The following is a 14,934-nucleotide window of genomic DNA, read 5'->3' on the forward strand; positions in this document are numbered from 1 at the left end:
TAGGCGTATCGCCGCCGTCGGACCGGGCCGGAGAGAGTGGGTTTTTGTAGCCGCTGGGGGAATCGCCGGTATGGAGTACCCCCACGTCCGCGAGACCGACCCCGCCGTCGCAGACGCGCTCGTCGGCGAAGTCGACCGACAGGAGAACACGCTCGCGATGATCGCCTCCGAGAACCACGTCTCGAAGGCGGTGCTGGAGGCACAGAGCAGCGTCCTCACGAACAAGTACGCCGAGGGGTATCCCGGCAAGCGCTACTACGCCGGCTGCGAGTACGCCGACGAGGTGGAGCGGCTCGCCATCGACCGCGCGAAGGAGCTGTGGGGGGCCGAACACGTCAACGTCCAGCCCCACAGCGGGTCGCAGGCGAACATGGGCGTCTACCTCGCGGTGCTCGACCCGGGCGACAAGATACTCTCGCTGGACCTGACCCACGGCGGCCACCTCTCGCACGGCCACCCGGCGAACTTCGCCGGCCAGGTGTACGACGTCGAGCAGTACGAGGTCGACCCCGACACCGGCCGCCTCGACTACGACGCAGTCGAGGAGCAGGCCCGCGAGTTCGAACCCGACGCGCTCATCTCGGGCTACTCCGCGTACACCCGCGACGTCGACTGGGAGCGTATGGGTGACATCGCAGACGATGTGGGCGCGTACCACATCGCCGACATCGCGCACATCACCGGTCTCGTCGCCGCCGGCGTCCACTCCTCGCCGGTCGGCCACGCCGACTTCGTCACCGGGTCGACGCACAAGACCATCCGCTCGGGCCGCGGCGGCATCATCATGTGCCGCGAGGAGTACGCCGACGACGTGGACAGAGCCGTCATCCCCGGGATGCAGGGCGGTCCGCTCCTGCACAACATCGCGGGGAAGGCGGTCGGCTTCCACGAGGCGCTCCAGCCGGAGTTCGAGACGTACGCCCGCCAGACCGTCGACAACGCGAAGGCGCTCGGCGAGTCGCTCGTCGACAGCGGTCTCTCGCTCATCTCCGGCGGCACCGACAACCACCTCGTGCTCGTCGACCTGCGCGAGTCGCACCCGGAGACGACGGGCAAGGACGCGGAGGAGGCGCTCGCGGACGCTGGCATCGTGCTCAACGCGAACACGGTACCGGCCGAGACCCGCTCGGCGTTCAACCCCTCGGGCATCCGCGCGGGGACGCCAGGGCTGACGACGCGTGGGTTCGAGGAGGCCGAGATGCGCGAGGTAGGCGACCTCATCTACCGAGTCGTCGACGACTACGACGACCCGTCGGTCGTCGACGAGGTGAGCGAGCGGGTGGACGAACTCACCGACGCCCACCCGCTCTACGAGTAAGCCCCTCGGGTATCGTCGACCTACAACCACCTGGTCGGGAAGTAGGAACTACTTTCTTATCTTTAAAGGGAGCACCGAATATAATTGATGGCCGAAACCCCCGCTCGCTCATGGCGGCCTCGGACGACGGCCGCGTGCCTCCTGGTAGTACTGCTCGCCATCGTCGCGGGTTGCGTGCAGTCGGCCGGCTCCACCTCCACGTCGGCGGCGGCCGAGACGACGGCCACGGAGACGGCGGCGACGACCCCGACCGGGTCCGACGCGATGGAGTCGCGACTGGTGGACCTGACGACCGCCGCCGACCCGGCCGCGTTCGCCGCGTCGCACGGGGTTGACTACGACGACGGCCGCGTGTCGGTCGTCGTGACGCTGCGGGAGGGGACGACGCTCCCCGAGGGGCACGACGCGGAGGTCGGACTCGCCCGCGGCGAGACGGTCCACGCGACCGTCCCGGTCGCGGAACTCCGGCCGCTCTCCGCACACGAGAACGTGACGTTCGTTCGAACCCCGCGGGAGCCGAACGCGTGAGCCGACGAGCGCACGCGCTCGCCGTCGCCGTGGTGCTCCTGCTCGTCGCCGCGCCGGTGGTGAACGCGGCCGGGTCGTCGGCCGCGCACACCGCGACGGCGGACGCGGCCAGTCCGACGGTACGCGAGGTGAGCGGCGCCACAGTCCCGGCCGACACCGCGACGAGCCAGAACACGACGACGGAGAACCGAACCGAGAACGGGACCACGGGCGCGACGACCGAGAACGCGACCGGTGACTCCGACGAACGGGCGGGCAGTCCGAAGATAGCGGCCGGACTGCGCGGCGGGACGGCTGGCGACCCCGGCGCCTCGGCGCTCGACGCCGCGTCGGTCGACGGCGCCGCCCCGGTGACGGTCGTCGTCGAGGCGAAACCCGGAACGGTCGACTCGGTCGCGTCGGCCGTACGGGCCGTCGGCGGGACGGTCGACCTGACGCACGGTGACGCGCTCCAGGCGACTCTGCCGCGGGACGCGCTCGGCGCGCTGGCGAACCGGAGCGCGGTCGAGTACGTCCGGCAGCCCCACCGGCCGGTGACGACCGACGTGGTGAGTCAGGGGGTCGGGACGGTGAACGCGAGCCGCCTCCACCAGCGGGGCGTCACCGGCGAGAACGTCACCGTCGCGGTCGTCGACGTGGGTGGGTTCAACCTCTCGAACCCGGAACTCGACGGCGTCGTCGCCCATCGCAGCTTCCACGAGGACGGCATCGGCAACGCGACGACGGACGCACACGGAACCCGGACGGCCGCGCTCGTCTCGGACGTCGCCCCGGACGCGAACGTGGTGGTCGTCCGCGTCCAGAACTACCTGGGGGCGCAGAAGGCGGTCGCGTGGCTCCGCGAGGAGACCGACACCGACGTGGTGTCGATGTCGCTCGGCTGGAAGAGCGTCGGGCCGCTCAACGGGTCGGCGCCGCTCTCGACCGAGATTCGGCGGAGCACGCAGAACGGGACGCCGTACTTCGTGGCGGCCGGGAACGCCGCGAACGGGCACCACTGGAACGGGCGGTGGACCGACACCGACGGCGACGGCTGGCTGAACTTCGGCGGCGGCGACGAACTGATGACGGTGCGGTCGAGCGACTACCCGTCGCCGCTGTACCTCACGCTCCAGTGGGACGACTGGCCCGCGAGCGACGAGGACTACGACCTGTACGCCTACCGATACGAGTCGGACTTCCCCGGGACCGAGAACGAGTCGAGCACCGGCCAGCCCGTCCTCGTCTCGAACACGACCCAGAGCGGGACGCAGGAGCCGCTGGAACTGTTCTCGGGCGACACGTACGGGGAGCTGTACGTCGCTGTCAGGAGTGCGGACGGCGAGCCGAGCGGCGACACTCGCTTCACCGTCTTCGGTGGCGACGAACAGTACCTGACGCCGTCGACAGACGGACGTAGCGTCACCGAACCGGGCGTCGCACCGTCGGCGACGACCGTCGGGGCGGTGGACGCGGCGAGCGGCAGGCTCCAGCCGTACTCCTCGCGCGGGCCGACCGTCGACGGTCGGCGGAAGCCCGACCTGGTCGCCCCCGACAACGTCTCGACCGGCGCGTCCGCCTCCCGATTCTACGGCACGTCCGCGGCGACGCCCCACGCCGCCGGAGTGGCGGCGCTCCTCCTCGGCGTCGACCCGACGCTCACCCCGCAGGAGGTCGAGACGACGCTGGCCGAGACGACCGCGAGCGGGAGCGGGCCGAACAACCGTACCGGGTACGGCCTCGTCGACGCCGACGCGGCCGTCGCCCGACTCGACGCGGGGGGGAGCGACGCGAGCAGCGTCGACCGCACCCTCGACGACTGCACGACCGTCTCGCGCTCCGGGCGGTTCGAACTCGCCGGGAACGTCTCGACCGACGGCACCTGCCTCCGCGTGACCGCGAGCGACGTGACGCTCGACGGGATGGGGCGGACCGTCGCCGCGGGCGCGAACGGAGTCAGGGTCGCCAACGGGTCGACCGCGCTCTCGAACGTCACCCTCACCAACCTCTCCGTGACCGGGGCCGACCGGGGTGTCCTCGCCCGGAACGTGGACGGGCTGACCGTGCGCGACGTGCGCCTCGCGGACGGCGTCGCAACCGGCGTCCGTCTCGTGAACGCGCCGAACGCGAGCCTCGAGGCGGTGGACGCGACCGGTACGACCACCGCGCTCAGCGCCGCGTCCGGGTCCAGCGGGACGACGGCGTCGAACCTGACGCTCGCACCGGACACGACGGTCGACGTGACTGGGACCGACGTGGCGGTGGCGACGGGGTCCGCGCCGGCGTCCCCGACGTCCGGTCGGCTCCGCTCGACCGTCGTGGAGTTCGCCGGGACGAGCGGGAACGCGACCGGCGAACTGACCGTCAGAGCCGGCTACCCCGGGTCGGCCGACGAGTCCGCGCTCGCGCTCCGGCGGTACGACGGGGACGCGTGGACCGAGACGACCGGGTCGACGGTCGCTAACGGGGTCGTGACGGGCACTGTCGGCGCGTTCGGCTCCGTCGCCGCCGTCGAGACCACCCGTCCGACGGCGAGCGCGCCCGGCGACGCGACCGCCGGCGAGGTCGGGGTGAACGAGACGGCGACGGTCGACGTCGCGGTGAGGAACGACGGGGCCTCGCCGCTGTCCGTCTCCGAGGCCGTCGTGACCGGCGCGGACGCGTCGGCGTTCACGGTCACGAGCGCACCCGGCAGCGTCGCGCCCGGCGAGACCGGCACGGTCACCGTGCAGTTCGTCCCCAGCCGGGTTGGCGCGCACGAAGCGACGCTGGAGGTACGCCACGACGCCGCCGGCTCGCCGACCACCGTGGCACTGAGCGGCACCGGCGTCGGCGAGTCCGCGATTCAGGCGGCCGGGAGCGTGCCGTTCGGCGTCGTCTCGGTGGGCGAGACGGCGACCCGCGAACTTCGCGTGACGAACGACGGGACCGCGCCGCTGTCCATCTCCGATGTCGCCGTGACCGGCGCGAACGCCTCGTCGTTCACGGTCACGGGCGCACTCGAGCGCATCGCGCCCGGCGAGACCGGGACGATTACGGTGCAGTTCTCCCCGGAGGACGCCGGCGCCCTCCGGGCGACGCTGTCGATTAGCCACGACGCCGACGGCTCGCCCACCACGGTCACACTGAGCGGCACCGGCGTCGGGACGCCCTCGCTCGACGTGCCGACCGAGCGTTCCTTCGGCGACGTCCCCGTCGGAGCGACGCGCCAGCGGAACGTGACCGTCAGCAACGACGGGACCGCCCCGCTCACGCTCACCGGCGTCACCGCGTCGGGACCGTTCACGGTCGTCGGCGACCCGACGGGAACGGTCGCACCCGGCGGGACGCGGACCGTCACCGTCGAGTGGTCGCCCGGGTCGCGGACGAACGGGACGGTGACCGGCGCGGTGACGGTCGAACACGGCGCAGACGGGTCGCCCGCGACGGTGGCGTTGTCCGGGCGGGCGGTCGCCCCCGGCGTCGCGCTGTCGGTCGCGGACGCCGTCCGCGAGAACGTGACGGTCGGCGAGAACCTGACGCACGAGGTGACGGTGCGCAACACGGGCACCGCCGACCTGCGCGTCTCGGGGGTCGGACTCGCGAACGCCTCCCCGGGGTACGCGCTGGCGAACGCGTCGTTCGTCCTCTCGCCCGGCACGGAACGGACGCTCACCGTGGCGTACACGCCGGAGTCCGCGGGCGAACGCGGCGCGACCGTCCAAGTAGGTCACAACGCCTCGGAGACGTCTTCGCCCGTCGAACTCCGACTGAGCGCGACCGTCACGCAGCCCTCGGAGACCGACGACGGCGGGAACGTGAGCGACGGCGGCAGCGGTGACGGTAGCGGGGACAACGGCGACGACGGTGGAGACAGCAGCGGCGGCGGAAGCAGCGGTGGCGGGAGCGACCCGACGACCAGCTACGACGTGGTCGAACTCGGCTCCGGCGCGACGGTGCGGGTGGAGGACGTGACCGGCGGGACGGCCGTCGAGACGGAACCGGGCGTCGCGGGCGCGGGCGTCACCGTCGAGACGGTCGGGTTCGCGTTCGGCTTCGACGCGCCCGACTTCCGGGTCGAACTCGACGCCCCGACCGCCTCGCCCGACGGACTGCCGGCGCTCGGTGAGGCGACGCCGCTGGCGTACTTCCGTGCCGAAGCCGTCAGGCTGGAGACCGAACGGCTCGACTCGGGCACGGTCGGCGTCCGCGTCGCGGACCTCCCGGAAGGCGCGTCGCCCGAGAACCTGGTCGTGTATCGCCTCGTGGACGGTTCGTGGAAACCGCTAGAGACGAGCCACGTCGGCGGCGACAGCTACCGGGCCGAGACGAGCGACTTCACCGCGTTCGCCGTCGGCGTCGTGACCGAGGAGACGGCGACCCCGACCCCGGCCCCGACCGAGGAGACGGCGACCCCGACGGACGAACCGACCGACACGTCCGCGCCCCTGGTCGGGGAGACGGGGACGGCCGCGGTGAACGGCGGCGGAACGCCCGCCGGCACGGAGACGACCGGTCCCGGGTTCGGTCCCCTCGCGGCACTGGTCGCGCTGGCGTGCGCGTTCCTGCTCCGGCGGCGCTGACCCCCCGGGGCGACTTCCCTCGCCGAGCGGTATAATACACGTTCGTGCATATAATTCTCTCGAGTGGCACCTACTTGCGCAAATCCGAGGGTACTTACCGCTCCCGCTCCCCTCTCGACGTATGACGGAGGTCATCGACGGGAACGCGGTCGCCGAGGAGATACGCGCCGGCGTGAGCGACTGCGTGGACACGCTCGTCGCCGAGGGCGTCGAACCGGGGCTGGCGACGGTCCTGATGAGCGACGACCCCGCCTCGGAGACGTACGTCTCGATGAAACAGCGCGACTGCGAGGAGGTCGGCATCGAGGGCGTCCACGTCGACGTGGACAACGACGCCCCCGCCCAGGAACTGTACGAGACGGTCGAGCGCCTCAACGACGACGACGGCGTCCACGGCGTTCTGGTCCAGAAGCCGTTCGTCGACCAGGTGGACGAGCGGCGCGTCCTCCGGACCATCGCGCCCGAGAAGGACGTCGACGCGTTCCACCCGGAGAACGTCGGCCGGGTGGTCGCCGGCAACCCACGTTTCAAACCCTGTACCCCCCACGGCATCCAGCGACTCCTCGCCGACGCCGGCGTCGACCCCGAGGGGAGGGAGGCCGTCGTCGTCGGTCGGTCGGACATCGTCGGCAAGCCGATGGCGAACCTGCTGTTCACCAAGGCCGCGGGCGGCAACGCGACGACGACGGTGTGTCACTCCCGGACGGAGGACCTGGCGGCCCACACACGCCGAGCGGACATCCTCGTCGCCGCCGCCGGTCGGCCGGAGTTCATCACGGCCGACATGGTGAGCGAGGGGACGGTGGTCGTCGACGTGGGCGTCAACCGGGTCGAGCGCGACGGCGACTCGACGCTCGTCGGCGACGTCGCGTTCGACGAGGTGGAACCGAAGGCGTCCGCCATCACGCCCGTCCCGGGCGGCGTCGGGCCGATGACGCGGGCGATGCTCCTGTACAACACCGTGAAGGCCGCGTCCGCCGAGAGCGGCGTCGACGTCGAGTTGCCGTAGTGCCGTAGCTTCCCGTACTCCCACCGGTTCTCGTCGCTCTCGCCGGCGTGTCGAGTCGGACCGAGGGTCGGTCCGCCCTCGGGAGCGGGCGGGACCGAATCGCCCGCCCGCAGGCCGCAGGCTTTTAATTCGTCGGCGTGAAGGCGACGCTATGCCCACGTACGTCTGTGAGATCGACGTGAACGAGTCGCAGATAACGAACCCACAGCGACTCGCGTCGCTGTGGGGGGAGGTCAAGGAGGACATCGAGCGACTGGGCGGCGAGGTGATCGACACCTACACAATCCTCGGGAAGTACGACTTCCTCCTCGTGTTCGAAGTCGAGGGGGAGAACACCGCGTTCCAGGTCTCGCAGGTCATCGAACAGCGGGGACTGGACACCGAGACGATGCAGGCGTTCCCCATCGAGCGCATCGGGGAACTCGTCGAGGACGTCGCCTGAGACGGACCGGGGACGAACCACGGCCGCTTCTTCGACGGCTACTCCGACGCCGACAGCCCCTCGCGCACCCGTTCGAGCGCCTCGTCGTCCCCCTCGATGAGGTACCGGCCGAGCGCGCGCGCCGCGGCGACGAGCGCGTCGGCCTCGTCGGGGTCGACCTCCCCCTCCAGCGCGCGGACCCGTTTGGCCCGGTCGCGCAACGGGCCGAGCGCCGCCCGCGCCTCGTGGTCCGGGTGGTCGTCGAGGTACGCCGCCACGTCGCGCCGGTAGTCGAGCGCCGCGTCGGCCGCCGCCAGCCCGCGCGCCTCGTACATCCGCGGGGGGACGTCGCTGGACGCCGGTCGCTCGCCCGTGTCGGCCGCCCGGAGCAGCGCCGTCAGGTACCACCGTTCGTCGTCGCTCGGGTCGCGGAGTCGCGCGAACACGTCCGCCGCCTGCGACAGTTCCTGCGCGGCGAGGTAGGCGTCGTCCAGGGGCTTGAGGTCGCCGCCGCGGATGAACCCCCGCTTGCGGAGGTACTCGCGGCAGGCGCGTTTCACGTCGTCGGTCAGGTCAGCGAGCGGGGCGTCGTCCAGTCGCGCGAGCACCGCGTCGAGGTCGAGTTCCGCCGGCGCGTCGGTGTGGCGCTTCCGCTCGCCCGTCCCGACGCTGCGGACGCTCCCGCAGTCGGGACACGCGACGCTCCCCGTCTCGAAGTACGACCACAGCGTCCCGCAGTCGCGACACCGGCGTTCCCCGCGAACCTCCATGGCGGCCGTTCGCTCCCCGGAGGGAAAAACGCCCCGAGCCTCCGGACGCCGAGACGTTCGTCCGTCCCGAGGCGCGCTAGCGGTCGGACCGCCCAGCCGACGCTCACCCGGTCCGACAGTCGAGGTGCTCGACCGCCGCGTTTATGCCCGCTCCGACGGACCGGTCGGGTACCATGTCGGTAGACACGCGGACCGACGACGAGGATAGCGGAAGTCGCCACGCGGCGGCTGGTCGAGAAATCCTCCCGCGAACGAGCCGCTTCTGACGAGGACGACGCTGAGGCCACGGTAACCGCGCGGCCGAGCGACGACGCGGCCGGGGTCGCGTTGCAGGTCGACGGCGAGGAGTACCGGCTGACGCGCGCCGACGCCCGAGCGCTGCGGGACGGGTTGGCGGACGCGCTCACCGGGCGGCGGACGTTCCTCCACACCGTCGGCGAACACCGCGAGGACGGGAGTTACGCGGTCGAGCGACGCGCCGCCGACTCCACGGGCCACGCCAAGGTGTTCGAGCGGTTCGCCGTGCTCGAACGACTGTACGAGCGCCTGCCCCGGGAGTTCACCGCCGCGGACGTTGGCGGTCCGGGACTGACCGGCGGGCGACGCCACCTCGTGGTCCGTCACCTCGCGGAGCACCCGGCGTTCGACTGCGAGTTGACCGCGCGCCAGCCGCTGACCGTCCGGAAACGCGAGTCGGCCGACGCCGGCCGGACCGAACCCGACGGGGGTGCGTGAACGCGCTCGGGTCCGGGAACGACCGACGCTCCACCGTCGGCCGCTGCTCCTACTCCACGGACGCGTCGACGGGTACCCGCTCGCCGGTGCGCGCGGCCTCGTAGGCGGCCTCACAGACCGCGGTCACTCGCAGGGCGTCGCGGGCCGTGGCCGGCGGTTCGGTCCCTTCGAGGACCGCGTCGACGAACGCGCCGACCTTGGTCCGCTCGGGCATCTCGTCGAGGTTCGGAATCCGGTCGGCCGAGGGGTCGACGAGTCGTAGCTCCCGCTCGTCCCACCCGCGGCCGCCGACGTGCATGCCACGGTCGGCGTCCCACACGTAGTAGTGTTCGTCGACGGCGGGCGCGCGGCCGTCGGCGGTGACGGTGGCGGTGGTCCCCTCGGCGAACTCGACGAGGAGCGACGCGCGCGCGTCGACGCGGCGGTCGTCGTCGAGGAACGCCATCTCGGCGCTGACCGCCGCGGGGGTCAACCCCGTCATCCACATGAGCGCGTCGAGGAGGTGCGTGCCGGTGTCGTAGAGGAACCCACCGCCGCTCAGGTCCGGGTCCACCCGCCACGTGTCCGTCACGTGTTCGACCCACGGCTGGGTGCTGCTGGCGGTAATCGAGGTGGGGACCGTATCGTGGTCCAGCCAGTGCTCGCGCGCGGCGACGTACGGTCGGTCGAGGTGGCGCTGGAAGCCCGGCATGACCACGCTGTCGCTCGACTCCGTCCGCCGGACCACGTCCTTCGCGTCCGCGACGTCGACGGTGAGCGGCTTCTCGCAGAACACGTGGAGGCCCTCGTCGAGAGCGGCGACGGTCTGCTCGTAGTGGAAGGTGTGCGGCGTCGTGATGACGACGGCGTCGAGCGTCTCGGCGTCCAGCATCTCCTCGTACGACTCGTACACCGACCCGTCGGAGAGGCCGAACTCCGCGGCCGCGTCGGCCCGGGCGGACTCGCTCACGTCGGCCGCCGCGACGACCGTCGCGCGCTCCTCGGCGGCGACGTGCCGTCCGTCTTCGAGTCCCCAGTTGCCGGTGCCGCTGAGTCCGAACCGAAGCCGCTCGCCGTCGTCGTCCGGTCGGGGTGCCATGTGGTCCCGTCCGAGTCGTCCGACAAACACCTGTCGGTCACGCGTCCATCGCGGGCGGGGGTCGACCCGATGGACCCGCTCGTAGTCGACCCGTGCGCACGACGACTCGCTCGCGGCAACGCTTTTGCCCCGACCGGGCCACCACCGCGCATGACGTTCTCCATCGCCGCGCGCGACCCGGAGACGGACGCGGTGGGCGTCGCCGTCCACTCGAAGTTCGTCGCGGTCGGTGCGGTCGTCCCGTTCGTGAGCGCCGACGCGGGCGCAGTCGCGACACAGAGTCACGCCAACGTCGCGTACGGTCCCGACGGACTGGACCTCCTCGGAGACGGCCACACCGCCGGGGAGGTGGTCGAGACGCTCACGGCGGACGACGAAGAGGCCTCGTCGAGGCAGGTCGGCGTCGTCGGCCGCGACGGGTCGGTCGCCGCGTTCACCGGGTCGGAGTGTTTCGACTACGCCGGCGACCTGCAGGGGGAGGCGTACACCGTCCAGGGGAACATTCTGGAGAACGAGGCGACGCTGACCGCGATGGCCGAGGCGTTCGAGGTGAGCGACGGCGGCCTGCCCGAACGACTCACCGCGGCGCTGTACGCCGGCAACGACGCGGGCGGCGACAGCCGCGGCGAGCAGTCGGCCGCGCTGTACGTCGCCAAGCCCGAGGGCGGGTACGGCGGGAGGAACGACCGCTGGGTCGACGTCCGCGTCGACGACCACGAGACGCCCATCGCCGAACTGGAGCGGGTGTTCCGGCTGTACGACGTGACGCTGCTCGCCCGCGAGGAACCCGCCGACCCGCGGACGCTCGCCGGCGACGCCGCCCGCGAGGTGAGCCGGGCGCTCGCGGCGGCGGGGCTGTACGACGGCGAGCCGGGCGGGTCGTTCGGTCCCGACGAGCGGGAGGCGCTGGAGGCGTTCCGCGGGCTGAACAACTTCGAGAACCACTCGCTCGCCACCGTCGAGGACGCGCTCGTGGGCGGGTGGGAGGAGGCGGACGGCGAGGGGGAGACCCGGCTGGTGAACGCGCTCTGGCACGGACTCCAGCGGTACGAGCGGGAGTGAGCGCAGGGCGGCGCTCGGGGGCACCGGAACCGTCAGAAGCCGGCTCAGCCGCGCCGGTCGAGCATCCGCTCGATGAGCTGTTTCGTGGAGAGTATCTCCCCCTCGTATCTGGGTTCGCGGCCGGACGCGCGCACCACGTCGGCGTCGAGTCCGCGCTCGCGCAGGGCCGAGCGGATGGCGTCGTCGTCGTGGTGCTGGTCGAACCCGAGGACGACGACGTCGGGGTCGATGGCCCGGACGGGGACGTAGAAGTCCTCGGTGTGCCCGAGGTGCGCCTCGTCGACGACCGCGAGCGCGTCCACCATGTCGCGCCGCTGGCGGTCCGGGCAGACCGGCTTCGGCTTGTGCGTGACGTTCTCGCTCCGGGCGACGATGACGTGGAGTTCGTCGCCGTACTCGGCCGCCTCCCGCAGGTAGTGGACGTGCCCCGGGTGGAGCAGGTCGAACGTCCCCTGCGCGAGCGCGACGCGACCGCTCATTCGCGCAACTCCGCGTCGATGTCCGACTGGTCGAAGTCGAAGAACGCGTCGTCGTCCGGGAGGTCCACGTCGATGACGTCCAACTCGCGCGGCTCCCCGTCGGCGTCGAACGCCCGCCAGGAGTCTCGCTCGTAGGGCGCGCCGATGATGATGTGGACCGACCCGGCGTGGAAGGTGGTGAGGTCCTGATCCGACGGCCGCAACACGCCGTTGGGGTGCGAGTGGACCGACCCGACCGCACCCGACCCGTTGGGGACGAGGTTCTCCCGGACCGTCGCGCTCTCGGGCGATGAGGTGGTTCCGGGGATGACGAGCACGTCCGTGATGACAGTTCCGTCGCGGTCGAGACCGAGTTCCCGGGCGTCCGTTCCGCGGAGAAAGCCCATGTACTCGTTCGGGTGGGTTTCGCTGGACGCCTCCAGCGCGAACGTGAGGGTGTCGGCGGCGATACCGAGCACCCCGCCCGACCGGAACAGTCGCATACCGCACCCTCGGTCCGGTCGCCTTCTAAGCGTGTCGATGGGGCCGGTGTCCCACGCCGGGACCGGGCGGAGCGTCGTCGCGACCGCGGGGGGCGACCGTCGGACCGCTCGCGCTCAGACGGCGTCGAACTCGGCGTCGGGGTCGACCCCCGTCCCGTCGGCCGCCGCGCGGAGCGCCGCCTCGTCGTCGGCGAACGCGGCGGCCATGTCCGGGTCGGGGTCCGTCTCGGCGGCGGCGACCTGTTCGGCCGCGAAGACGAGCCGCTGGAGGCGGCTCTCGCTGACGCGGAGCGTGACCTCCCGCTCGGACGCCGTATTCCTGCTCGCTCGAGTCATCTCGCGTGAGACACCGACAAACTTCGGTATAGGTTTTGTGCCTCGTGTTTCACGTTTGATTCGCCTCGCCGACAGGAGTCGGGGGGTCGCACGCCCACTCGGCGGTCGGACGACCGCCGGACGGTCGGTCGCCGACCGCCGCGTCGACGGGGCCGGACGCCCCGACCGAGGACGAAGTACAAACCTTAACACCGGGCGTCGGCGTAGCAACGGACATGACTGACGCATCCGCCGGGGATTCCGGCGATTCCGGCGACGACCGGGACGGGGAACGTCCCGTCGTCTACGACCTCGCGCCCGACTGCACCCTCTCGGACACGGAGGTGGGCGCTCGTTACCACGCGACCGTCAACGGCGTCGTCGACTACGGCGTTTTCGTCGACATCTCGGAGTCGGTTTCGGGGCTGCTCCACGAGTCGAACATGGACGGCCAGTCGTTCGCGGTCGGGGACGAACTCGTCGTCGAACTGGAGGAGACGAAGGAGAACGGCGACGTGTCGTTCGCGCTCGCGGACCTCGACGACTACCGGACGGTCGCGGTCGAACACGAACCGGACATCACGGCCGTGACCGACCTCGACGTCGGCCACGCGGCGACCGTCGAGGGGGAGGTCGTCCAGATAAAACAGACGGGCGGACCCACCATCTTCCACGTGGCCGACGACACCGGTATCGTCGCGGCCGCCGCGTTCGAGGAGGCGGGCGTGCGCGCGTACCCCGACATCGACCTCGGGGACCTCGTGCGGGTCGGCGGCGACGTCGAGGAACACAACGGCGCCCTCCAACTCGAAGCCGAGAGCGTGACGGTACTCGCGGACGAGGCGGCCACCGACGCCGGCGAGCGACTCGACGCCGCGTTCGCGGAGCGGGCGGAACCGGAGGCGGTCGACCCGCTGGTCGAGTGGGAGGCGTTCGAGTCGCTCCGCGCGGACTTGGAGGAGGTCGCGCACCTGCTCCGCCGGACGGTCCTCGAGGGACGGCCCATCCGCATCCGCCACCACGCCGACGGCGACGGGATGTGCGCCGCCATCCCGGTCCAACTCGCGCTCGAGAACTTCATCCAGTCGGTTCACGAGGACCCCGACGCCGCCCGACACCACCTCAAGCGCCTGCCGAGCAAGGCGCCGTTCTACGAGATGGAGGACGTGACGCGCGACCTCAACTTCGCGCTGGAGGGGCGCGCGCGCCACGGTCAGAAGCTCCCCCTCCTGTTGATGCTCGACAACGGGTCGACCGAGGAGGACGTACCCGCCTACAAGAACCTCACCCACTACGACATGCCGGTCGCGGTCGTCGACCACCACCACCCGGACCCCGACGCGGTCGAGGACCTGCTCGAGGCCCACGTCAACCCCTACCTCCACGGCGAGGACTACCGCATCACGACGGGGATGATGTGCGTCGAACTCGCGCGCATGATCGACCCCGACGTGACCGACGACCTCAGGCACGTCCCGGCGGTCGCCGGACTGTCGGACCGCTCGAAGGCGGAGGTCATGGACGAGTACCTCGCGCTCGCAGACGAGGCCGGCTACGACCGCGACCACATCGAGGACGTGGGCGAGGCGCTCGACTACGCCGCCCACTGGCTGCGCTACAGCGAGGGGAAGACGCTCGTGAACGACGTCCTCGACGTGGGCGCCGACGACGAGGCGCGCCACCGCGAACTCGTCTCGTTCCTCTCCGAGCGGGCGGCACGCGACGTGGAGCGCCAGCTCGACGCCGTCGAGCCCCACGTCGAACACGAGACGCTCGACTCGGGCGTTCACCTCTACCGAATCGACCTGGAGAACTTCGCGCACCGATTCACCTACCCCGCACCGGGGAAGACCACCGGACAGCTCCACGACCGGAAGGTCGCCGAACACGGCGAACCGGTCATCACCGTCGGGTACGGTCCGGACTTCGTGGTGCTCCGGTCGGACGGCGTCCGCCTCGACATCCCGCGGATGGTCTCGGAACTCAACGAGGAGGTGGTCGGCGGCGGCGTCTCCGGCGGCGGTCACCTCGTCGTCGGCTCCATCAAGTTCGTGAAGGGGCGTCGCGAGGACGTCATCGACACGCTCGTCGAGAAGATGGGCGAGGCGGACCTCGACGAGAACCTGTCGAGCACCGCGAGTCTCGACGACTGACGCCGTCGAACGCACCTCTCCGGTTCTCTCCGCTCCCTCCAAG

At 71.4% G+C, this 14,934-nt stretch carries 13 protein-coding genes; 8 read left to right on the forward strand and 5 right to left on the reverse strand.

The window, feature by feature from the left end:
* Positions 1 to 70: 70 nt before the first annotated feature.
* The 5 genes from glyA to AC6RUA_RS01460 all read left to right on the forward strand — a co-directional run bounded on the left by glyA (position 71) and on the right by AC6RUA_RS01460 (position 7,838).
* Positions 71 to 1,318: a serine hydroxymethyltransferase gene (gene glyA / locus AC6RUA_RS01440; protein WP_499814183.1), complete on the forward strand. Its 1,248-nt coding sequence runs from the start codon at positions 71 to 73 to the stop codon at positions 1,316 to 1,318.
* 87 nt (positions 1,319 to 1,405) lie between these two features.
* Positions 1,406 to 1,846: a hypothetical protein gene (locus AC6RUA_RS01445; protein WP_499814184.1), complete on the forward strand. Its 441-nt coding sequence runs from the start codon at positions 1,406 to 1,408 to the stop codon at positions 1,844 to 1,846.
* Complete coding sequence (locus AC6RUA_RS01450) at positions 1,843 to 6,387, forward strand: choice-of-anchor D domain-containing protein (protein WP_499814185.1); 4,545 nt, start codon at positions 1,843 to 1,845, stop codon at positions 6,385 to 6,387. The genes AC6RUA_RS01445 and AC6RUA_RS01450 overlap by 4 nt, the downstream gene beginning before the upstream one ends.
* Before the next feature lie 121 nt (positions 6,388 to 6,508).
* On the forward strand, positions 6,509 to 7,396 hold the full coding sequence (locus tag AC6RUA_RS01455; protein ID WP_499814186.1) for a tetrahydrofolate dehydrogenase/cyclohydrolase catalytic domain-containing protein: 888 nt from the start codon (positions 6,509 to 6,511) through the stop codon (positions 7,394 to 7,396).
* 151 nt (positions 7,397 to 7,547) lie between these two features.
* The gene (locus AC6RUA_RS01460; protein WP_499814187.1) at positions 7,548 to 7,838 is read left to right on the forward strand and encodes a GYD domain-containing protein; all 291 of its coding nucleotides are present in this window, start codon (positions 7,548 to 7,550) and stop codon (positions 7,836 to 7,838) included.
* Positions 7,839 to 7,876: 38 nt separating this feature from the next.
* On the opposite strand, the gene AC6RUA_RS01465 is transcribed toward AC6RUA_RS01460, so the two are convergent.
* Positions 7,877 to 8,587 carry a DUF7117 family protein gene (locus tag AC6RUA_RS01465; RefSeq protein WP_499814188.1) on the reverse strand — a complete coding sequence of 237 codons (711 nt, stop codon included), beginning with the start codon at positions 8,585 to 8,587 and terminating at the stop codon, positions 7,877 to 7,879.
* Positions 8,588 to 8,914: 327 nt separating this feature from the next.
* Between AC6RUA_RS01465 and AC6RUA_RS01470 the strand changes: the two genes are divergently transcribed.
* Positions 8,915 to 9,322: a DUF7528 family protein gene (locus tag AC6RUA_RS01470; protein WP_499814189.1), complete on the forward strand. Its 408-nt coding sequence runs from the start codon at positions 8,915 to 8,917 to the stop codon at positions 9,320 to 9,322.
* A 49-nt stretch (positions 9,323 to 9,371) separates the two neighbouring features.
* On the opposite strand, the gene AC6RUA_RS01475 is transcribed toward AC6RUA_RS01470, so the two are convergent.
* Positions 9,372 to 10,400 (reverse strand): Gfo/Idh/MocA family protein, encoded by a 1,029-nt coding sequence (locus AC6RUA_RS01475; protein ID WP_499814190.1) that lies wholly within the window; start codon positions 10,398 to 10,400, stop codon positions 9,372 to 9,374.
* 150 nt (positions 10,401 to 10,550) lie between these two features.
* Between AC6RUA_RS01475 and AC6RUA_RS01480 the strand changes: the two genes are divergently transcribed.
* Positions 10,551 to 11,462 carry a DUF1028 domain-containing protein gene (locus AC6RUA_RS01480; protein ID WP_499814191.1) on the forward strand — a complete coding sequence of 304 codons (912 nt, stop codon included), beginning with the start codon at positions 10,551 to 10,553 and terminating at the stop codon, positions 11,460 to 11,462.
* A gap of 44 nt (positions 11,463 to 11,506) precedes the next feature.
* Here the strand turns inward: AC6RUA_RS01480 and AC6RUA_RS01485 are convergent, their stop codons facing one another.
* The 3 genes from AC6RUA_RS01485 to AC6RUA_RS01495 form a co-directional block, all read right to left on the reverse strand.
* Positions 11,507 to 11,941, reverse strand: coding sequence for an FAD synthase family protein (locus AC6RUA_RS01485; RefSeq protein ID WP_499814192.1), 435 nt, complete (start codon positions 11,939 to 11,941; stop codon positions 11,507 to 11,509).
* On the reverse strand, positions 11,938 to 12,423 hold the full coding sequence (locus AC6RUA_RS01490; RefSeq protein ID WP_499814193.1) for a Mov34/MPN/PAD-1 family protein: 486 nt from the start codon (positions 12,421 to 12,423) through the stop codon (positions 11,938 to 11,940). Before AC6RUA_RS01490 ends, AC6RUA_RS01485 begins: the two co-directional genes overlap by 4 nt.
* 114 nt (positions 12,424 to 12,537) lie before the next feature.
* The gene (locus AC6RUA_RS01495; protein WP_499814194.1) at positions 12,538 to 12,759 is read right to left on the reverse strand and encodes a hypothetical protein; all 222 of its coding nucleotides are present in this window, start codon (positions 12,757 to 12,759) and stop codon (positions 12,538 to 12,540) included.
* Positions 12,760 to 12,974: 215 nt separating this feature from the next.
* On the opposite strand from AC6RUA_RS01495, the gene han reads away from it, so the two are divergent.
* Positions 12,975 to 14,891, forward strand: a complete 1,917-nt coding sequence (gene han, locus AC6RUA_RS01500; RefSeq protein WP_499814195.1) for a Hef-associated nuclease — start codon at positions 12,975 to 12,977, stop codon at positions 14,889 to 14,891.
* Positions 14,892 to 14,934: the final 43 nt, after the last annotated feature.

The organism is Halorarum sp. SLYT50, from assembly GCF_059821265.1.